This is a genomic window from Microbacterium meiriae (assembly GCF_040702565.1).
GTDB lineage: Bacteria > Actinomycetota > Actinomycetes > Actinomycetales > Microbacteriaceae > Microbacterium > Microbacterium meiriae.
Genome location: NZ_JBFBLJ010000003.1, coordinates 1 through 19116, shown reverse-complemented (window position 1 = coordinate 19116; position 19116 = coordinate 1). Strand labels below are relative to the sequence as shown.

Sequence of the window (19116 nt, the reverse complement as noted above, 5' to 3'; positions counted from 1 at the left end):
CAGTGCCAGGATCGCACCATGGCACCGTCGAAGAAGGACCACACCCTCGACGCGATCTCCAAGACCATCGTCGAGATGCTGCAGGAGGACGGCCGCCGCTCGTATTCCGAGATCGGCCGCATCGTGGGGCTGAGCGAGGCCGCCGTCCGCCAGCGGGTGCAGCGCCTCACGGAGTCGGGCATCATGCAGATCGTCGCGGTGACGGATCCGATGCAGCTCGGCTTCCACCGGCAGGCGATGGTGGGCGTCAAGGTCGCCGGCGACGCGCGGGGCGTGGCCGAGGCGATCGCCGACATCGACGAGGTCGACTACGTCGTGATCACGGTCGGATCGTTCGATGTGCTCGTCGAGGCGGTGTGCGAGGACGACGATCATCTGCTGGCGCTCGTCAACGACCGCATCCGTCCGATCCAGGGCGTGGTGTCGACGGAGACCTTCATCTACGCGAAGCTCCAGAAGCAGCAGTTCGCCTGGGGCACACGCTGACCGTCCCGCTCAGAGCGGCGGCGCCGTATCACGACGGCGGGCGAGCAGGGCGAGGTGCAGGGCGGCGAGGGTCTCCCCGTCGTCCAGATCCGCGCCCAGCAGGTCGCCGATGAGCGCGAGGCGCTGATAGAACACCGAGCGGGAGAGGTGGCTCGCGGCCGCCGCGGCGGAGCGGTTGCCCGGGTGCGCCACGAGAGCGGCGAGCACGGCGAGCAGATCGCCTCGGCGATCCCTGTCGTGACGCACGAGCGGATCCAGCATCTGCTCGCTGTGCGCCTGGAGTCGCCGATCGTCGCGCAGGGCGGACACGAGGCGCTCGAGCGGCCGGTCGGCGACGCGGCGGACCGCCGGCACGTCACCCCCGGACGGCCGCGCGGCGAGGTCGAGCGCGGCACGGGTCGAGGCCAGGAGTCCGAGCACGCCTTCGGCGCTCGGACCGAGGATCGCGGGCGCACCGCCGGAGAGGTGGCGGACGGCCGCATCGGACAGGGCGCCGACGCCGGTCGCGACGAGCAGCACCACGTCGGCGCCGCGCCGCGAGCCCACCGCAGCCAGACCGGCCGCACGCGCACGGGCGACCAGCCGGTCCGATACCTCGTCGGTGCGGAACACGAGCCCGGTGCCGGTGGTGCCCGCGAGATCGAGCCCGAGCCGCCGGAGCCGGACCTCGACATCCTCCTCACGGGCGAAGCGCGCGCCGAGGAGATCCTCGATGAGGCTGCGGTGCGCGAGCACGGTCCACGCGCCTTCCCCGTCGGCGAGGCAACCGAAGGCGAGGGCGGTCGCCCCCAGCTCCAAGACGGTGGCGCGACCGGCGGGATGCTGTGGACCGTCCGCCGCGATGAGCCAGCCCCAGCGCACACCGCGCGCCTGCACCGGCACACGGTCACCGCCATCCGGGCCGGGCGGACGGAGAGCCTGGCCGACCGGAACGCGGAGAGCTTCGACGGCGACGACCTCTCCTGCCAGGTTCTCGAGGTGGACGGGGACGTCGAGCGCACGGGCGACCTCCGACACGATGAGGTCGGCCGGTGCGCCACGGAGGCTGAGGGCGGTGAAGAGATCATGCAGACGTTGCCGTTCGCGGAGCGCCGCGGTCTGCGCTTCGATCAGCGCCCGGTGCACGGCCTCGGTCACCGCGACGAACTTCACCTCCACCGCGAGCGCGACGAGGGCGAGACCGGCGGCGGCGCAGGCCTCGATGACCGCGTCCGGGACGCGGGACATCCGCGGGCCGAGTTCGATCACGATGCCCGAGACCCCGATCGCCGCCAGCTCCGCCACGAGCACGCGCAGTGCTGCGGTGCCGGTCGGCCAGGCGGCGCCGGTCGTGAGCAGCAGCTCGCCGCCGTCGAGCAGGCGGGCGACGTCGGCGCTGTCCGAGACGTGGACCCACCGCACCCCGGCCTCGAGTGCCGGGCCGCCGACGAGGACGGTCGGCGCTCCCTCCTGGACCGCGGGAAGAGCGAGGACGTCCCCGACGCGCAGCGCCGACGAGCGCCGATCCGGACGGTCTGTCCGACCGAAGAAGAACTCCTGACGCTCTGCCACTCTGCGCGGGCTCCGTTCTCTGTGAGCATGGGCCGAGCCCCAGCGTAGCGACCCTCGGTCAGAGTGTGCGATACGCGACCCACTGCGAAGGAGCACCTGTGGACACCGTCCGTCATCTCATCAACGGCACCGAGACGGCCGCTGCGGCGCGCCGCGGCCCCGTCTTCGACCCGGCCACAGGAGCCGTCACGAAGGAGGTCGCCTTCGCCTCGGCCGCCGAGGTCGACGCCGCCGTCGCCGCCGCGGCTGCGGCACTCCCGGCGTGGCGGGAGACGAGCCTCATCAAACGCGCCGACGTGTTCTTCCGGCTCCGCCAGCTCCTCACGGAGCGCACGGACGAGCTGGCGGCGATCGTCACGTCCGAGCACGGCAAGGTCCTGTCCGACGCGGCCGGCGAGGTGTCCCGGGGCATCGAGAACGTCGAGTTCGCGGCCGGCCTCGTACATCTGCTCAAGGGCGAGCGCAGCGAGCAGGTCGCCCGCGGGGTCGACGTGCACTCCGTCAAGCAGCCGGTCGGGGTGGTCGCCGCCATCACCCCGTTCAACTTCCCGGTCATGGTGCCGCTGTGGATGGTCGCCTCGGCCATCGCCTGCGGCAACACCGTCGTCCTCAAGCCCAGTGAGAAGGATCCGTCCGCCGCGGTGTGGCTCGCACGGCTGTTCCACGAGGCGGGCCTGCCGGACGGCGTCCTCAACGTCGTGCACGGCGACCGGGAGGCCGTCGACGCGCTTCTCGACTCCCCGCGGGTGCACGCGGTGAGCTTCGTCGGATCGACGCCCATCGCCCGGGCGATCTACCAGCGGGCGTCTGCCGCCGGGAAGCGCGTCCAAGCGCTCGGTGGCGCGAAGAACCACATGGTCGTGATGCCCGACGCCGACATCGACGCGGCCGCCGACGCCGCCGTCTCCGCGGCCTACGGCTCCGCGGGCGAACGCTGCATGGCGGTGTCCGTGCTCGTGGCCGTGGGCGACATCGCCGACGACCTCGTCGCCGCGATCGCCCGCCGCATCGACGGCCTCTCGATCGGCCCCGGCACGGACCCGGCGAGCGCGATGGGCCCGCTCATCACCGCGGAGCACCGTGATCGCGTCGCCTCGTATGTCGCGGGAGCACCCGGAGAGGGCGCCAGCGTCGTCGTCGACGGCACGAGCGCGGAGTTCGACGGCGACGGCTTCTTCCTCGGCGTGAGCCTGATCGACGGGGTCACCCCTGGCATGCGCGTCTATGACGACGAGATCTTCGGCCCGGTCCTGTCCGTGGTGCGCGTGGGCTCCTACGCGGAGGCCGTCGCGTTGGTCAACGCGAACGCCTACGGCAACGGCACGGCGATCTTCACGCGCGACGGCGGGACGGCACGGCAGTACGAGTTCGACATCGAGGTCGGCATGGTCGGCGTCAACGTCCCGATCCCGGTGCCCGTCGGCGCGTACTCCTTCGGAGGGTGGAAGGACTCCCTCTTCGGCGACGCGCACATCTACGGCCCGGAGTCCGTGCACTTCTACACGCGGTCGAAGGTCGTGACGACGCGGTGGCCCGACCACACCCCGTCGCAGATCGACCTCGGCTTCCCGAGCAACCACTGACGAGGAGCGATCACGATGACGACCTTCACCGACCGCCACGGAGTCTCCTCCCCCCTCCCCGCCCCCGACGCCGAAGCGCAGGTGCGCGCCGACGACCGCGCCCACGTCTTCCATTCCTGGAGCGCCCAGGCGCTGATCGACCCGTTGCCGGTCGCCGCCGGCCAGGGCTCGACGTTCTGGGATTACGAGGGCACCGCCTACCTCGACTTCTCCAGCCAGCTCGTGAACCTCAACCTAGGCCATCAGCACCCGGACCTCGTCGCCGCGATCCAGCGGCAGGCCGGGCGGCTCGCGACCATCCAGCCGTCGATGGCCAATGATGTGCGGGGTGAGCTCGCGCGCCTCATCGCCGAGGTCACCCCGGACGGCTTCGAGAAGGTGTTCTTCACGAACGGCGGCGCGGAGGCGAACGAGTACGCGGTGCGCATGGCCCGGCAGGCCACCGGCCGCCGGAAGGTGCTGTCGATGTACCGCAGCTACCACGGCTCCACCGCCACCGCGATCTCCCTCACCGGCGACCCCCGTCGCTGGGCGAACGACGTCACGGACACCGGCGCCGTGCGGTTCTTCGGCCCGTACCTGTACCGCTCCCCGTTCCACAGCGAGACGCCGGAGCAGGAGACGGAGCGCGCCCTCGCGCATCTGGAGCAGACCATCCAGCTCGAGGGCCCGCAGACGATCGCCGCGATCATCGTCGAGACGGTGGTCGGCACCAACGGCGTGCTGCTCCCGCCGCCCGGCTATCTGCCCGGGGTGCGCGCGCTGTGCGACCGCTACGGGATCGTCTTCATCGCCGACGAGGTGATGGTGGGGTTCGGCCGGCTCGGCGAATGGTTCGGCATCGACGCCTTCGAGGGGCGCCCCGACCTGATCACCTTCGCGAAGGGCGTGAACTCGGGCTACGTCCCGCTCGGCGGCGTCGTGATCTCGGACCGCATCGCCGCCGCCTTCGACACCGTTCCGTTCGCGGGCGGACTCACGTATTCCGGGCACCCTCTCGCCTGCGCGGCCGGCGTCGCCACGTTCGAGGTGTTCCGCCGCGACGGCATCCTGGAACGGGTACGCGACCTCGGCGAGCGGATCGTCGGCCCGACGCTGCGCGCGTGGGCATCGTCGCATCCGAGCGTGGGCGAGGTGCGCGGCCGCGGCCTGTTCTGGGCGGTGGAGCTCGTGCGGGACCAGCAGACCAGGGAGCCGCTGGTGCCGTTCAACGCGACCGGTACCGATGCCGCGCCGATGACCGCGTTCGCAGCCGCCGCGAAGCGGGCAGGAATCTGGCCCTTCACGCACTTCCACCGCGTGCACATCGCCCCGCCGCTGGTGATCGAGGAGGCGGAGCTGGTGCGGGGACTGGCCGGGATCGAGGAGGCGCTGACGGTCGCCGACGGGTACGCGGTCGGCTGAGAGGCGCCCCCCGCCGGACGCTACTTGCGGTCGAAGTCGAACGCCTTGAGGAGCTCGCCGACGGCCTTGTCGCGCTCCTCGCCGCCGTCCTCAAACATGTGGGTGACGTGCGTGCGCAGGTGGTTCTCCAACAGCAGACGGTTGAGCGACTCGAGGGAGCGCTGGATCGCGCGGGACTGCGTGATGATGTCCATGCAGTACTCCTCGTTCTCGATCATCCGCGCGACACCGCGCATCTGACCCTCGAGGATGCTGGTGCGGTGCAGAGCGCGCTTCTTGATGTCTTCGATCACGTATCGAGGCTACTCGCCCCGTGAAAGGATGACGTCATGCCGCGAACACCCACGACGCTGCTCTCCGTCGCCGACCAGGAGCGTCGGCGCGCGCTGCGGCGGATGAAGGCCGTCGCGCTCGGCGCCCTCATCTTCATGGCCCTCGCCTTCATCGTCGCGTTCGCGTTCCAGGAGCGGGTCGGTGGGCTCGCCTACGTGCGAGCCGCGGCGGAGGGCGGGATGGTCGGCGCGCTGGCGGACTGGTTCGCGGTCACGGCGCTGTTCCGCCGTCCGCTCGGCCTGCCCATCCCGCACACCGCGATCATCCCGAACCGCAAGGACGAGATCGGCCGCACGCTGGGCGAGTTCGTGGAGACGAACTTCCTCGCTGCCGACGTCGTGCGCACCAAGCTGACCAGCACCGCGATCGCCCTCCGCGCCGGCGAGTGGCTCCGCGAGACCCCGCATGCCGAGCGGGTCGCTGCCGAGGGCGCGACGGTCGCGACGGCGGTGCTGAACGCGCTGAGCGACGACGACGTGCGCGACCTCCTCGCCGACCTCGCCCGCGAGCACCTCGTCGCGCCGGAGTGGGGGCCGCCCGCCGGAGCGTGGCTGGAGAAGATCGTCGACGCGGAAGCGCACCACGGCGCCGTCGACCTCGCGGTGGACAGCATCGGGCGGTGGCTCGACGCGAACGCCGCGTCCTTCGCCGGACTCGTCTCCCGACGACTCCCCGGGTGGATGCCGAAGATCGCGCACCGCCTGATCGACGACACGGTGTACAACGAGGCGGTCAAGTTCGTCCGCGCCGTGCAGGCCGATCCGCGGCATCCGGCCCGCCTCGCGATCGACGGGTACCTGTCCCGCCTCGCTGACGCTCTGCAGAACGACCCCGCGACGCGCGAGAAGCTGGAGAACGCCAAGGCCGCGCTCTTCGACAGCCCGCGCGTCGGCGCCCTGGCGGCGGAGGCCTGGAACACCGCCAAGAACGGACTCCTCACCTCCCTCGCCGACCCGGAGAGCGGGCTGCGGCGTCGCGCCGTGCAGGCCCTGCAGGAGATCGGCGAGCGGCTCACGACCGACACGGCCCTGCAGCGCCGGGTGGACACGTGGGTCTCGGACGCGGCCGTCTTCCTCGTCGACCGGTACCGGCACGACATCGCCTCGATCATCACCGACACCGTGGAGCGCTGGGATCCCGCCGAGACCACCGAGAAGATCGAGCTCATGGTCGGCCGCGACCTGCAGTACATCCGTCTGAACGGCACCGTCGTCGGCGCCCTCGCCGGCCTTGCGATCTTCACCGTCGCCCACGCCCTGATCCCGGGAGTCTGACATGGCGCTGTCCCACGATCCGTCCTGGCCGCGCGCCGGGGCCTGGCCCGCGTTCGAGGACACGGCCGATTCGGTGCTCCTCGGCGTCCCGACCTGGCGCACCTCGCTGTCCCCGACCGGAGCCCACGCGACGCCGGCCGCGATCCGCGAGGCGCTCCCCCGCTACGGCACGGCGGTCCTCGGCCCGCCGACGATCGACCTGGACGAGGTGCTCCGCATCGCGGATGCCGGGGACGTGCCGGAGCCGGACGGCGACACCGGAGAGGCACGGACGATCGAGCGGGTCCGGGAGCTGGCGCGAGCGTCCGACCTCGTCATCGCTCTCGGCGGCGACAACTCCCTCACCTACCCTGTCGCCCTCGGTGCGGAGGCCACGGGCCTGATCACGTTCGACGCCCACTTCGACCTGCGCGACGGCGTCTCCAACGGCACGCCGGTGCGACGACTCGTCGAAGACGCCCCGGCGGCGTCCGGCCTCCCCACCGCCCGCATCGACCCCACCCGGATCGTGCAGATCGGCCTCGCCGATTTCGCGAACTCCGCCGCCTACGCGCGCCGGGCGGCGGACTGGGGCATCCGGGTCGTCACGCTCGACGACGTGCGCCGTCGGGGGATCGCCGACGTCGTGGCCGAGGCGGTCGAGATCGCGGGGGCGGGCGACCGGCCCCGCGTGCACCTCGACATCGACGTGGACGTGTGCGACCGCGCGGTCGCCCCGGGGTGCCCGGCCAGCGTCCCCGGAGGCCTGGCGGCGTGGGAGCTGCGCGCCCTCACGCGCGGTGTCGCCGCCGACCCGCGGGTCCGGAGCGCCGACATCGCCGAGGTCGATGCGACAGCGGATGCCGAGGACGGTCGCACCGTGCGACTCGCGGCCCTCTGCGTGCTCGAGCTGCTCGCCGGCCTCGCCGCGCGCTGAGCAGAGGAGCGGCCCGGGCGACGCGCCGGATCAGCGCACGACGAGCTCGGGCGTGATGAGCGCGTGCGCCGAGCCGGACTCGACTCGACGCGGCGCGACGACGTCCCCCGTCGGCCCCATCAATAGATGGAGGATCGCCTCCGCCACATCCTCCGGTCGCTGCTCGACGCTGGAGAATCCCAAGGCTTCGGCGGTGGGCGTGTTGTCGAACCCGATGACCGGGACGGTCTTCCCGGCGTCGGCGAGGCCGAGCAGGGCCCCCACGGCGAGAGAGTCGCTGGCGCAGACGATGGCGTCCGCCCGGATGCCGTCTTCCAGCGCCCGGGTGATCGCCCGACGCGCCTCGGGAACCGAGTCCTCGGCGACGACCCTGGCGCCGTGCGCACCCGCCTCCGCGACGGCCTCGCGCCACCCGCGTTCTCGATCGTCCCCCGTGCCTGACCCCGACGGCCAGCCCAGGAAGGTCACCGCGCTCCCGTGCTCGAGCGCATACGTCGTCGCCGCCCTGGTGCCCGCCGCGCCGTCCACGTCGACCCAGAGATGCATCGGATCGGAGATGTCGTCATCCCCCCACGGCCGTCCGAAGGAGATGAACGGCAGACCGAGCGCGTCCAGCCGCGTGACGCGGGGATCGTCGCGCACGGTGCCGGTGAGGATCGCCGCATCGATCTCGGATCCGTCCCACAGTTCGGCGAGCCGGCCGAGTTCCTCCTCCGGGGTCCGTGCCGCGTACACGAGCATGCGCATGCCGCGATCACTCGACCGCTCCGTGATGGCGTGCACGAACCGATCCAGCACCACCCCCGAGATCCCGCCCAGGTACGGGTCGAGCCGGATGCCGATCGTCGAGCTCCGACGCAGGCGCAGCCGGCGGGCCGCCGCGTGCCGACGGTAGCCGAGCTCGTCGATGGAGGCGAGCACGCGCTCCCGGGTGGCCGGCCGGACGATGTCCGGGGTGTTCAGGACGTTCGACACCGTTTGGCGGGAGACGCCGGCGTGTGCCGCCACATCCTCCACCGTGGGGGCCTTGGCCATCGCACTCCTCGATCCCGGCGGCTTGACACGTCCGCACTGCCGCACCTAGCGTATTCCATGCAGAGTTTGATCGTTCAAATTCCTGCCCGCCGGCCCTCATCAAAGGAGAGAGAGACATGACACGGCAGACCACACGCGCCTGGCTCGGCGCCGGAGCGGTCCTGATCACCACCACCCTCGTGCTCACCGGGTGCGGCTCCGGGTTCTCAGGCGAGGAGCAGAGCGAGGGCGACACAGACCTCACCTCCTCCGACGACGGCCTCACGATCCTCATCGGCTCGTCGGGCGACGCCGAGACCGCCGCAGTGCAGTCGGCGCTCGACGCCTGGTCCGAGGAGTCCGGCACCGAGGTCGACCTCCAGGTGGCGAGCGACCTGGCGCAGGAGCTCTCCCAGGGCTTCGCCGCCGGGAACCCCGCCGACCTCTTCTACCTCGCACCGGAGCAGATGGCCGGGTACGCCTCGAACGGCTCCCTCCAGGCGTACGGCGACGAGCTCTCGAACAAGGACGACTTCTACCCCTCCCTCGTCGAGAACTTCACCCTCGACGGCACGTTCTACTGTGCGCCCAAGGACTTCTCCACGCTCGCGCTCGTGATCAACACACGCATGTGGGCGGAGGCGGGACTCACCGATGCCGACCTCCCGAAGAGCTGGGACGACCTCGCGGCCGTCGCGCAGAAGCTCACCACCGCCGACCACGTGGGTCTGGCCTTCGGAGCCGAGTACCAGCGCGTCGGCACGTTCATGGCGCAGGCCGGCGGCGGGCTCGTGAAGGACGGCACGGCGATCGCGGACGACCCCGCGAACGTCGAGGCGCTGGAGTACGTGCAGACCCACCTCGTCGACGGCACCTTCGCCTACGCGAAGGACGTCGGGGCCGGCTGGGGCGGCGAGGCACTCGGGAAGGAGCTGGCCGCGATGGTGATCGAAGGCAACTGGATCACCGGTGCGATGGCGAACGACTTCGGCTCCGTGGACTACACCGTCGCCGAGCTTCCCGAAGGACCGGGCGGCCAGGGCACCCTGCAGTTCACGAACTGCTGGGGCATGGCTGCCGACAGCCCCAACCAGCAGGCGGCCCTCGACCTCGTCGAGTACCTCACCAGTGCTGACAGCCAGCTCGCCTTCTCGAAGGCGTTCGGCCCGATGCCGTCGATCACCTCCGCCGCCGACCAGTGGACCGCGGACAACCCGGACCTCGCGCCCTTCCTCGCGGGAGCGGACTACGCGCAGTTCCCGCCCAACCAGGACGGCGCTGCGGACGTGATCGCCGACTTCAACGCGCAGCTCGAGTCGCTGAAGACGGGAGACCCCGCACAGATCCTCGACACCGTGCAGTCGAACCTCGAAGCGATCGTCGAGTAGCGATGGCGGGACAGGCCCTGTCTCGCCGCGGGGGAGCCTCCGGACTCCGCCGCGGCGAGGCCGCAGCCGGGTGGCTCTTCACGGCGCCGGTCATCCTCATCCTCGGCGTCTTCTTGCTGGTCCCCGTGCTCATGGCCCTCTGGGTCAGCATGTCGGACTGGGCGGGGCGCGGCAGCCCCCTCTCGCCGTCGGTCTCGTTCGTGGGCACCGAGAACTACTCGGCCGTGCTGGCCGACGGCGGCCTCGCGACCAAGGACTTCGGGACCGCACTGCGCAATAACTCCTGGTACGTGCTGCTCGTCGTGCCCCTGCAGACGGCCATCGCCCTGTTCCTCGCCGTCCTGGTGAACAGAGCGGTGCTGCGCGGCCGCGGGTTCTTCCGGACCGCGTACTACTTCCCCTCCGTCACGAGCTCGGTGGCGATCACGGTGCTCTGGCTCTTCCTGTTCTCCGCGAGCGGAGCGGTCAACAGCGTGCTCGCCTGGTTCGGCCTGAACGGTCCGAACTGGTTCAACGACCCCCGCGGCATCCTGCATCTCGCGCTCAGCGGCATCGGCATCGACACCGGACCCGCCGCGCTCACCGGCGGCGGGATGCTGGGCATCTCCTGGTGGGAGTGGCTCGCCGGTCCGTCGATCGCCATGAGCGCCTACATCCTGATGGCCATCTTCACGACCTCCGGCACCTTCATGCTGCTCTTCCTCGCCGGTCTGCAGAATCTCGGCGCGGACGTCGACGAGGCGGCCATGATGGACGGGGCGAACGGGTGGCAGCGGTTCTGGCGGGTGACCCTGCCGCAGCTGCGGCCGACGCTGTTCACGGTGCTCACCCTCGGGCTCATCGGCTGCTGGCAGGTGTTCGATCAGATCTACACCGGCACCCGTGGCGCCCCCAGCAAGACGACCCTCACCCCGGCGTACCTGTCGTACAAGACGGCGTTCACGGATCAGGAGTGGGGTCAGGGCGCCGCGATCGCCTTCATCCTCTTCGTCATCATCGTGATCTTCACGCTGCTGCAGCGCTGGGTGCTGCGCGACCGGCCGGTATCGCGGCGCCGCATCCGCGCGTACGAGGTCGCGCGCGAGGGAGGGACGTCATGAGGCTCTCGCGCACGCAGCTGACCTGGCAGATCGTGCTGTACACCGTGTTGATCGTGCTCGCCGTCATCTACATCTACCCGTTCCTGATCCAGGTGTTCACGAGTTTCAAGACGGACGAGGACGCTGCGAGCTCCGGCGTGAACCTGCTCCCGGAGTCGTGGACGTTCGCCGCCTATGAACGGCTCTTCGCCAACTCCGACTTCCCGTCGTGGTTCGTCAACAGCGCCATCGTGACGATCTTCGTCACCGCGGGGCGGGTGTTCTTCAACTCCCTCGCCGGATACGCGCTCGCGCGTCTGCGCTTCCGCGGACGAGGAGTCGTGTTCGCGGCCCTCGTCGCCGTGATGTCGGTGCCGACCGTCGTCCTGCTCATCCCGAAGTTCCTCGTCATCAACCAGCTCGGCATCTTCAACTCCTACGCCGGCATGATCCTGCCTCTGCTGGTCGACGCCGCCGGCGTCTTCATCATGAAGAACTTCTTCGAGTCGATCCCCGTCTCGGTCGAGGAGCAGGCGCGGATCGACGGAGCCGGTGCGTTCCGGACCTTCTGGTCGGTCGTGCTCCCGATGGCGACGCCCGCCCTCATCACGATCGTCATCCTGTCGTTCCAGGGGTCGTGGAACGAGCTCAGCCACTTCATCGTGTCCACGAACGACCCCGCGCTGACGACCCTCACGAAGGGTGTCGCCTCGCTCGCCAGCGGGCAGCTCAGCCAGGGCACCCAGTACCCGCTCAAGCTCGCGGCGGCGCTCATCATGACGATCCCCGTCGCCGTGATGTTCTTCATCTTCCAGCGCCGCATCATGAATTCCACCGAAGGAGCCGTCAAGGAATGACCGACCGCCCCCACCTCCAGCCGCTGCTCGACGACGCCGTGGTCGTGCTCGATGCCCCCACCCAGGTCTGGTCCGACCGCGACGGCGACGTAGGCGGCGCCCCGATCCACGGGGTCTACCATGGCGACGTCCGTCACATCGCCGCGATCGGACTCGAGGTGCGGGGCACCGCCCTGGAAGCCATCGCCTGCTCGGCGCCGGTCCCGCAGCGTGCGCTGTTCACCGGCCTGCTGCGCGGACTCGACGATGCCGCCGCCGATCCGAAGGTGCGCCTCGACCGGGATCGCACCGTCGAGGCGGGAAGACTGACCGAGACCCTGCGGGTGTCCTCGCACCTCATGCACGAGGTGACGGCCGAGCTCACGGTGCGCATCCGCCCGGACTTCACCCCCCTGCAGCTCGTCAAGGCGGGGGTGGCCGGGGGCGAGGAGTGGTCGTGGGACGGCGAGCGCTGCCGCGCAGGGCAGGCGTCGTTCACGCTGCACGCTGTGGACGCCGCCGTGTCGATCGACGGTCGGGAGATGCTGCTCGCCTGGCGGGTGACCGTCCCTCCGCGCGGCGAGGTCGAGGTGACGTGGTCGGTCGACCTCGACGATCCGACCCTGGTCGTGACGTCGTCGCCCCGGACAGCCGGCGTCCGGCCCGTCCCCACCGGAGCGGACCCTCGCGCCGCGCGCTGGCTGGAGCGCGCCTGCGCCGACCTCGATGCCCTGCGACTGGCCCTGCCGGATCAGCCGGACGAGGCGTTCTACGCCGCGGGCGCCCCCTGGTTCTTCACCCTGTTCGGACGGGACTCGATCTGGGCGGCCCGTCTCGCCCTCGCCGCCGACCGCGACATCGCCGCCTCCACCCTGCGGGTGCTCGCGCGTCTCCAGGGCACGGTGCACGACCCCGGCACCGCGGAGGCTCCGGGCAAGATCGCGCACGAGCTCCGCAGCGCGGAGCTCTCCCTCCCCGGCGAGGGCGTGCTGCTGCCTCCGCTCTACTACGGCACGGTCGACGCGACACCGCTGTGGATCTGCCTCCTCGCCGACGCGCGCGCGGCCGGCCTGACGATCACGGAGCTGAAGGACCTGGAGCCCGCGTTGCGCGCCGCAGTGACGTGGATGATCGAGCACGGCGACGCCTCCGGCAGCGGCTTCATCGACTATGCGGATGAGTCCGGCCACGGCTTGGCGAATCAGGGCTGGAAGGACTCCGGCGACTCGATCCAGTGGCGCGACGGCCGTCTCGCGGAAGGTCCGATCGCGCTCAGCGAGGTGCAGGGATACGCCTACGAGGCCGCAGTGCGCGGAGCAGCGCTCCTCGACGAGCTGGGCGCAGCCGGCGGTGACGACCTGCGTTCGTGGGCGGCGGACCTGCGGCGACGCTTCCGGGAGGCCTACTGGGTCACCACGCCGGAGGGGCGGTACCCCGCCATCGCCCTCGACGCCCACGGCGCCGCGGTCGACACGCTCACCAGCAACATCGGCCATCTCATCGGCACCGGGCTGCTCGATCCGGACGAGGAGAGCGCCTGCGCGGAACTGCTCGTCGGCGAGACGATGTCGAGCGGTTACGGCGTCCGCACGATGTCCACGGAGGCCTCGGGATACTGGCCGCTGAGCTACCACGGCGGCAGCGTGTGGACCCACGACACCGCGATCGCCGTGCACGGGATGCTCCGCGCCGGCCTCACCGATCATGCCGGACGCATCGCCGCCCAGCTGCTCGATCTCGCCGAGGGCTTCGACTACCGCGTGCCGGAGCTGCACTCGGGCGAGCCCCGCGTCGACGGCGGCCGACCGGTCCCCTACCCGGCCGCCTGCCGTCCGCAGGCATGGTCCGCCGCTGCCGCCGTGGTCTGCGCCGAAGCCCTGCGATGAGGGGCGGGACGGTCAGACGACGGCCGTCCCGTCCTTCCAGACGCGCTGCACCAGCGGCACCCCCGGCCGGTACGCGAGGTGCACGCGAGAGGGGGCGTCGAGCAGCACGAGGTCGGCGCGCACACCGGGGGCGATCCGGCCGATGTCGTCGCGCCGGAGCGCGCGCGCCCCGCCGGCCGTGGCGGCCCAGACCGCCTCCGCCGTGGTCATACCCATGTCGCGCACGGCGATGGCGATGCAGAAGGCCATCGACGACGTGAAGCTCGACCCCGGGTTGGTGTCGCACGCGAGCGCCACGGTCACCCCCGCGTCCAGGAGTCCGCGGGCGTCCGGATAGGGCTGACGCGTGGAGAACTCCACACCGGGCAGCAGCGTGAGCACCGTGTCCGACGCGGCGAGCGCGGCGACGTCCGCGTCGGTGAGGTAGGTACCGTGATCCACGGAGGCGGCCCCGAGCTCGACCGCCATCCGCACGCCATCGCCCGGGCCGAGCTGGCTCGCATGCACGCGAGGAGCGAGACCCCGGGCGATGCCCGCCTCCAGGATCCGCCGCGACTGCGTCACCGTGAAGGCGCCGGTCTCGCAGAACACGTCGATCCACCGGGAGTGCGGGGCGCAGGCGTCGAGCATCGGCCCCACGACGAGGTCGACGTAGGCATCGGGATCGTCAGCGTACTCGACCGGCACCACGTGCGCCCCGAGGAAGGTGACCTCCGGCGTCACCTCGGCGGCGAGGCGCACGAGGCGCTCCTCCTCCGCGACGGCGAGACCGTAGCCGCTCTTGATCTCGACCGTGGTGGTGCCCTGCGTCCGCAGCTCCTCGATGAAGCCACGCAGCCGGCTCCGCAGCTCGTCGTCGCTCGCAGCCCGGGTCGCCTGCACCGTCGAGCGGATGCCGCCCGCCGCGTACCGCTGCCCCGCCATGCGCGCCTCGAACTCCGCCGCGCGATCGCCTCCGAAGACGAGGTGACTGTGGCTGTCGACGAATCCGGGGATCACGGCCCTCCCCCGGGCGTCGACGACCTCGTCGGCCGCGGGGGCCCCCGCGGACGGACCGACCCACGCGATCCGCTCGCCGTCGACCAGCACGGCGGCGTCTCTGAGCGTGCCGCTCGGATCGCCCTCGGCGGCGACATTGGTCGTCAGCTCCCCGATCCCGGTGATGAGGGTGGTCGTCACAGCATCGGCACCTTCAGTCCGCGGTCGCGCGCGACCTCCCTGGCGTGTTCGTAACCGGCGTCCGCATGCCGCATGACGCCGGTTCCCGGGTCGTTGGTCAGCACGCGCGCGAGTTTCTCCGCGGCGAGTGCCGAACCGTCCGCCACCGTCACCTGCCCGGCATGGATCGAGCGGCCGATCCCCACCCCGCCGCCGTGGTGCAGCGACACCCATGAGGCCCCGGAGGCGGTGTTGAGGAGGGCGTTGAGCAGCGGCCAGTCGGCGATCGCGTCGGAGCCGTCCTTCATGGCCTCGGTCTCCCGGTACGGGGACGCGACGGACCCGGAGTCCAGATGATCGCGGCCGATGACGATCGGTGCGGAGAGCTCTCCCGACGCGACCATCTCGTTGAACTTCAGCCCGGCGAGGTGCCGCTCCTGGTAGCCGAGCCAGCAGATGCGCGCCGGCAGCCCCTCGAAGTGGACGGCCGACCCCGCCTTGTCGAGCCAGCGGTGCAGCGCGGCGTCCTCGGGGAAGAGCTCGGCGATCGCACGGTCCGTCTTGAAGATGTCCTCCGGGTCTCCGGAGAGCGCCACCCAGCGGAACGGTCCTCGCCCTTCCTCGAACTGCGGGCGGATGTAGGCGGGGACGAAGCCCGGGAACGCGAACGCCCGGTCGAAGCCCCCGAGCTGCGCCTCCGCGCGGATCGAGTTGCCGTAGTCGAAGACGGCCGCCCCCGCGTCCTGGAAGCCGACCATCGCGGCGACGTGGGCCGCCATGGACGCGCGGGACAGCCGGGTGAACTCCTCCGGATCGCGCGCGGCCTCCGCCTTCCAGCGCGACACGTCGATACCGATCGGCAGGTAGGCGAGCGGGTCATGGGCGCTGGTCTGGTCGGTGACCACGTCGATCGGCACGCCCCGGCGCAGGAGCTCGGGGAAGATCTCCGCGGCATTGCCCACGACGCCGACCGAGAGGGCGTGACCGGCGTCCTTCGCCGCCACGACCCGGGCCACCGCCGCGTCGAGGTCGGTGGTGTACTCGTCGAGGTACCGGTGCTCGACGCGGCGGGCCAGCCGCGTCTCGTCGACGTCCACGATCAGGACCGCGCCCTCGTTGAGGGTCACCGCGAGAGGCTGCGCCCCGCCCATACCGCCGGCGCCGGCGGTCAACGTGAGCGTGCCCCGCAGGGAATCCCGGCCCAGCGAGCGGGCCACAGCGGCGAACGTCTCGTACGTCCCCTGCAGGATGCCCTGCGTGCCGATGTAGATCCAGGAGCCGGCGGTCATCTGGCCGTACATGGTCAGCCCGAGCTCCTCCAGGCGGCGGAACTCCGGCCAGGTCGCCCAGTCACCGACGAGGTTCGAGTTGGCGATGAGCACGCGCGGTGCCCACTCATGGGTGCGGAACACCCCCACCGGCTTCCCGGACTGGACCAGGAGCGTCTCATCCGGCTCCAGCTCGTCGAGCGTGCGGACGATCGCCTCGTACGCCGCCCAGTTGCGCGCCGCCTTGCCCGTCCCGCCGTAGACGACGAGATCCTCCGGGTGCTCGGCGACCTCGGGATCGAGGTTGTTCATGAGCATGCGCTTGGCCGCTTCCGCGCCCCAGCTCTTCGCGGTGCGCTCGGCACCTCGGGCTGCGCGTACCGTACGCGCTGCGGTGTCCTCAGTCATGCATGTGCTCCTTTGCGACACGGGCGACGGCGCCCGACTGGACGAGGGCGGTCACGGCCTCCATCTCGGGCGAGAGGTGGCGGTCAGGTCCGGGGCCTGCGGCAACGGTGCGGACGAGGTCGCGCACGGCTCCGGTCGCCGGGCCCGCCTGCAGCGGCGCGCGCAGGTCGAGCGCACGGGCCGCGGTGAGGATCTCGATCGCGAGGACCCGCGAGAGGCCGTCGACCGCGCGCCGCAGCTTCCGCGCCGCGGCCCAGCCCATCGAGACGTGGTCCTCCTGCATCGCCGAGGACGGGATGGAGTCCACCGAGGCCGGAACCGCGAGGCGCTTGAGCTCCGAGACGATGCAGGCCGCCGCATACTGCGCGATCATCAGACCGGAGTCGACGCCGACCTCCGCCGCCAGGAACGGCGGGAGCCCGTGGCTGCGGGCCGGGTCCAGCGCCCGGTCGGTGCGGCGCTCGGACACGGAGGCGACGTCGGCGATGGAGATCGCCAGGAAGTCGAGGACGGCGGCGACCGGGGCCCCGTGGAAGTTGCCGTTGGACTCGATGCGTCCATCGAGGGTGATGATGGGGTTGTCGATCACGCTGGAGAGCTCACGTTCCGCGATCATCGCGGCGTGCCCGAGCGTGTCACGTGCGGCGCCGTGCACCTGCGGCGAGCAGCGCAGCGAGTACGCGTCCTGGACGCGGCCGTCCTCCGGGCCCTTGTGGCTCGCGACCATCGGCGAGCCGGCGAGCAGCGCCCGGAGGTGGCCGGCGGAGACCGCCTGGCCCGCCTGCGGACGCAGCGCCATGAGGTCGGCGGCGAACACGGCGTCGGTGCCGAGCTGCGACTCGACCGACATCGCCGCCGCCACGTCCGCCGTGAGCAGCAGCGTCTCGAGGTCGTGGAGCGCGAGCACCAGGGTGCCGAGCATGCCGTCCGTGCCGTTGATGAGGGCCAGCCCCTCCTTCTCGACGAGGGTGAGCGGAGCGATGCCGGCCGCGGCGAGGGCGTCGGCCGCGTCGACGAGACGCCCGGCGGCGTCGCGCACTTCGCCCTCTCCCATCGCCGCGAGGGCGATGTGGGCGAGCGGGGCGAGATCTCCGGAGCACCCCAGTGACCCGTACTCGCGGACCACGGGGACGATGCCCGCGTTGAGCAACGCGGCGTAGGTCTCGACCACGACAGGACGCACGCCCGTGCGCCCCGAGGCGAGCGTCTGGAGGCGCAGCAGCTGGAGCCCGCGGACCACCTCCCGCTCGACCTCGGCTCCGGTCCCCGCGGCATGGGAGCGGATGAGGCTCGCCTGCAACTGCAGTCGCCGCTCAGGAGCGATGAAAGTCGTCGCCAGCGCGCCGAAGCCGGTGGACACCCCGTAGTGCGGGTGCGGGTCCGCGGCGAGGCCGTCGATCACACGGCGGCTCTCGGCGACCCTCGCCAGCGCGGCGGGATCCACCCGGACGGGCACGTTATGCCGGACCACGCGGACGACCTCCGCCGGGGAGAGAGGGGCGGCGCCGACGATGACAGGGGCAGGATCGCTCATGTCTCGATTCCACACCCATGGAGTCGACGCGGACGAGGCTTCGTGGGAACCTGTGTCTGTGATCCCAGACATCCCCGAGACCGATGAAGCCCAGGTGCCTGCCGCGGCGCAGACCCTGCGCATCCTCAGCTACCTGGCGGGTCGGCCGGCACCGGTCGCGGCGTCCGCGATCGCCCGCGAGCTGATGCTTCCGCGATCGACGGTCTATCACCTGCTGCGCACGCTCGCCGCCCATGGCTTCGTCCTGCACCTCCGTGAGGAGCGTCGATGGGGACTCGGCACGTCGGCCTTCGAGCTGGCAGGGGGCTATGCGCGGCAGCAACCGTTGGCACGGCTCGGCCGTCCGCTCATCGCCGCACTCTCCGACCATCTCGGGGAAAGCGCACACCTCGCGGTGATGAGCGGCGGCGATGTGCTCTACATCGTCGAGGAACGGGCGCCGCGACGCCCGGCACTGGTGACCGACGTGGGCGTGCGCCTCCCGGCGCATCTGACCGCAACGGGACGCGCGACGCTCGCCGCGCTCCCCCGCGAACAGGTGCGGGCGCTGTATCCGGATGCTTCCGCATTCTCCGACCGCACAGGGCGCGGTCCTCGCAGGCCCGGCGAACTGCGCGAACTCCTCCGCGAAGTCCGCGTCCGCGAGTATGCGACCGAGGACGGTGAGGTCGCGGACGGACTGCGCTCCGTGGGCGCAGTGGTGCGGGACGCTGCGGGATGGCCGGTCGCCGCCGTGGCGGTCACCTGGGCCGACGACGACGGCAGGGAATCTGCGCTGGCGAAAGCGGTACGCGAGACCGCGGCGACGCTCGAGGCACGCCTGGCGCGCTGAGTCCGTCCTGCGGGCCGCGGAGCGATCGCGTTAACGCAAGAAGGCCACCCAGCATTGGGTGGCCTTCTTGTCTAAAAGGAGTCCGGCGGTGTCCTACTCTCCCACAGGGTCCCCCCTGCAGTACCATCGGCGCTGTGAGGCTTAGCTTCCGGGTTCGGAATGTGAC

General features: G+C 71.3%; 16 protein-coding genes and 1 rRNA gene. 10 read left to right on the top strand and 7 right to left on the bottom strand.

What is annotated here, in order from left to right:
* The first annotated feature begins 18 nt into the window (after positions 1 to 18).
* The gene (locus AB0310_RS13655; RefSeq protein ID WP_187662412.1) at positions 19 to 486 is read left to right on the top strand and encodes an Lrp/AsnC family transcriptional regulator; all 468 of its coding nucleotides are present in this window, start codon (positions 19 to 21) and stop codon (positions 484 to 486) included.
* A gap of 9 nt (positions 487 to 495) precedes the next feature.
* Here the strand turns inward: AB0310_RS13655 and AB0310_RS13650 are convergent, their stop codons facing one another.
* Positions 496 to 2037 carry a PucR family transcriptional regulator gene (locus AB0310_RS13650; RefSeq protein ID WP_366237459.1) on the bottom strand — a complete coding sequence of 514 codons (1542 nt, stop codon included), beginning with the start codon at positions 2035 to 2037 and terminating at the stop codon, positions 496 to 498.
* Positions 2038 to 2135: 98 nt separating this feature from the next.
* Here AB0310_RS13650 and AB0310_RS13645 point away from each other — a divergent pair, with 98 nt between their 5' ends.
* Both AB0310_RS13645 and AB0310_RS13640 read left to right on the top strand, forming a co-directional pair.
* A complete protein-coding gene (locus AB0310_RS13645; RefSeq protein ID WP_366237458.1) occupies positions 2136 to 3620 on the top strand; it encodes a CoA-acylating methylmalonate-semialdehyde dehydrogenase in 1485 nt (494 codons plus the stop codon).
* Positions 3621 to 3635: 15 nt separating this feature from the next.
* Positions 3636 to 5024 (top strand): aspartate aminotransferase family protein, encoded by a 1389-nt coding sequence (locus AB0310_RS13640; protein ID WP_366237457.1) that lies wholly within the window; start codon positions 3636 to 3638, stop codon positions 5022 to 5024.
* Positions 5025 to 5044: 20 nt separating this feature from the next.
* Here AB0310_RS13640 and AB0310_RS13635 read toward each other — a convergent pair whose 3' ends face one another.
* Positions 5045 to 5317, bottom strand: coding sequence for a metal-sensitive transcriptional regulator (locus AB0310_RS13635; RefSeq protein ID WP_025102619.1), 273 nt, complete (start codon positions 5315 to 5317; stop codon positions 5045 to 5047).
* Between the two features lie 36 nt (positions 5318 to 5353).
* Here AB0310_RS13635 and AB0310_RS13630 point away from each other — a divergent pair, with 36 nt between their 5' ends.
* Positions 5354 to 6631: a DUF445 domain-containing protein gene (locus AB0310_RS13630; RefSeq protein WP_366237456.1), complete on the top strand. Its 1278-nt coding sequence runs from the start codon at positions 5354 to 5356 to the stop codon at positions 6629 to 6631.
* A 1-nt stretch (position 6632) separates the two neighbouring features.
* Positions 6633 to 7547: an agmatinase family protein gene (locus AB0310_RS13625; RefSeq protein ID WP_366237455.1), complete on the top strand. Its 915-nt coding sequence runs from the start codon at positions 6633 to 6635 to the stop codon at positions 7545 to 7547.
* A gap of 30 nt (positions 7548 to 7577) precedes the next feature.
* Here the strand turns inward: AB0310_RS13625 and AB0310_RS13620 are convergent, their stop codons facing one another.
* Complete coding sequence (locus AB0310_RS13620) at positions 7578 to 8582, bottom strand: LacI family DNA-binding transcriptional regulator (protein ID WP_187662417.1); 1005 nt, start codon at positions 8580 to 8582, stop codon at positions 7578 to 7580.
* A 116-nt stretch (positions 8583 to 8698) separates the two neighbouring features.
* Here AB0310_RS13620 and AB0310_RS13615 point away from each other — a divergent pair, with 116 nt between their 5' ends.
* The 4 genes from AB0310_RS13615 to AB0310_RS13600 are packed head-to-tail and all read left to right on the top strand — an operon-like array spanning position 8699 to position 13750.
* Positions 8699 to 9949 (top strand): sugar ABC transporter substrate-binding protein, encoded by a 1251-nt coding sequence (locus AB0310_RS13615; protein ID WP_280568692.1) that lies wholly within the window; start codon positions 8699 to 8701, stop codon positions 9947 to 9949.
* Between the two features lie 2 nt (positions 9950 to 9951).
* The gene (locus AB0310_RS13610; protein WP_280571791.1) at positions 9952 to 11049 is read left to right on the top strand and encodes a carbohydrate ABC transporter permease; all 1098 of its coding nucleotides are present in this window, start codon (positions 9952 to 9954) and stop codon (positions 11047 to 11049) included.
* On the top strand, positions 11046 to 11885 hold the full coding sequence (locus AB0310_RS13605; RefSeq protein ID WP_268776569.1) for a carbohydrate ABC transporter permease: 840 nt from the start codon (positions 11046 to 11048) through the stop codon (positions 11883 to 11885). Before AB0310_RS13610 ends, AB0310_RS13605 begins: the two co-directional genes overlap by 4 nt.
* Positions 11882 to 13750, top strand: coding sequence for a glycogen debranching N-terminal domain-containing protein (locus AB0310_RS13600; RefSeq protein ID WP_366237454.1), 1869 nt, complete (start codon positions 11882 to 11884; stop codon positions 13748 to 13750). Before AB0310_RS13605 ends, AB0310_RS13600 begins: the two co-directional genes overlap by 4 nt.
* 12 nt (positions 13751 to 13762) lie before the next feature.
* On the opposite strand, the gene hutI is transcribed toward AB0310_RS13600, so the two are convergent.
* The 3 genes from hutI to hutH are packed head-to-tail and all read right to left on the bottom strand — an operon-like array spanning position 13763 to position 18118.
* Positions 13763 to 14929, bottom strand: a complete 1167-nt coding sequence (hutI, locus tag AB0310_RS13595) for an imidazolonepropionase (RefSeq protein WP_366237453.1) — start codon at positions 14927 to 14929, stop codon at positions 13763 to 13765.
* Positions 14926 to 16584, bottom strand: a complete 1659-nt coding sequence (hutU, locus tag AB0310_RS13590; RefSeq protein WP_280570079.1) for a urocanate hydratase — start codon at positions 16582 to 16584, stop codon at positions 14926 to 14928. The genes hutI and hutU overlap by 4 nt, the downstream gene beginning before the upstream one ends.
* Positions 16577 to 18118 (bottom strand): histidine ammonia-lyase, encoded by a 1542-nt coding sequence (gene hutH / locus AB0310_RS13585; protein ID WP_366237452.1) that lies wholly within the window; start codon positions 18116 to 18118, stop codon positions 16577 to 16579. Before hutH ends, hutU begins: the two co-directional genes overlap by 8 nt.
* Before the next feature lie 94 nt (positions 18119 to 18212).
* On the opposite strand from hutH, the gene AB0310_RS13580 reads away from it, so the two are divergent.
* Positions 18213 to 18950 (top strand): IclR family transcriptional regulator, encoded by a 738-nt coding sequence (locus AB0310_RS13580; protein WP_366237689.1) that lies wholly within the window; start codon positions 18213 to 18215, stop codon positions 18948 to 18950.
* A gap of 80 nt (positions 18951 to 19030) precedes the next feature.
* Here AB0310_RS13580 and rrf read toward each other — a convergent pair.
* Positions 19031 to 19116, bottom strand: a 5S ribosomal RNA gene (gene rrf, locus AB0310_RS13575); the annotation flags it as partial.

Coding starts and splice junctions, on each gene's coding strand:
- AB0310_RS13655 (WP_187662412.1), top strand. CDS start 19: ATGGCACCGTCGAAGAAGGACCACACCCTCGACGCGATCTCCAAGACC.
- AB0310_RS13640 (WP_366237457.1), top strand. CDS start 3,636: ATGACGACCTTCACCGACCGCCACGGAGTCTCCTCCCCCCTCCCCGCC.
- AB0310_RS13630 (WP_366237456.1), top strand. CDS start 5,354: ATGCCGCGAACACCCACGACGCTGCTCTCCGTCGCCGACCAGGAGCGT.
- AB0310_RS13625 (WP_366237455.1), top strand. CDS start 6,633: ATGGCGCTGTCCCACGATCCGTCCTGGCCGCGCGCCGGGGCCTGGCCC.
- AB0310_RS13620 (WP_187662417.1), bottom strand. CDS start 8,582: ATGGCCAAGGCCCCCACGGTGGAGGATGTGGCGGCACACGCCGGCGTC.
- AB0310_RS13615 (WP_280568692.1), top strand. CDS start 8,699: ATGACACGGCAGACCACACGCGCCTGGCTCGGCGCCGGAGCGGTCCTG.
- AB0310_RS13610 (WP_280571791.1), top strand. CDS start 9,952: ATGGCGGGACAGGCCCTGTCTCGCCGCGGGGGAGCCTCCGGACTCCGC.
- AB0310_RS13605 (WP_268776569.1), top strand. CDS start 11,046: ATGAGGCTCTCGCGCACGCAGCTGACCTGGCAGATCGTGCTGTACACC.
- AB0310_RS13600 (WP_366237454.1), top strand. CDS start 11,882: ATGACCGACCGCCCCCACCTCCAGCCGCTGCTCGACGACGCCGTGGTC.
- hutU (WP_280570079.1), bottom strand. CDS start 16,584: ATGACTGAGGACACCGCAGCGCGTACGGTACGCGCAGCCCGAGGTGCC.
- hutH (WP_366237452.1), bottom strand. CDS start 18,118: ATGAGCGATCCTGCCCCTGTCATCGTCGGCGCCGCCCCTCTCTCCCCG.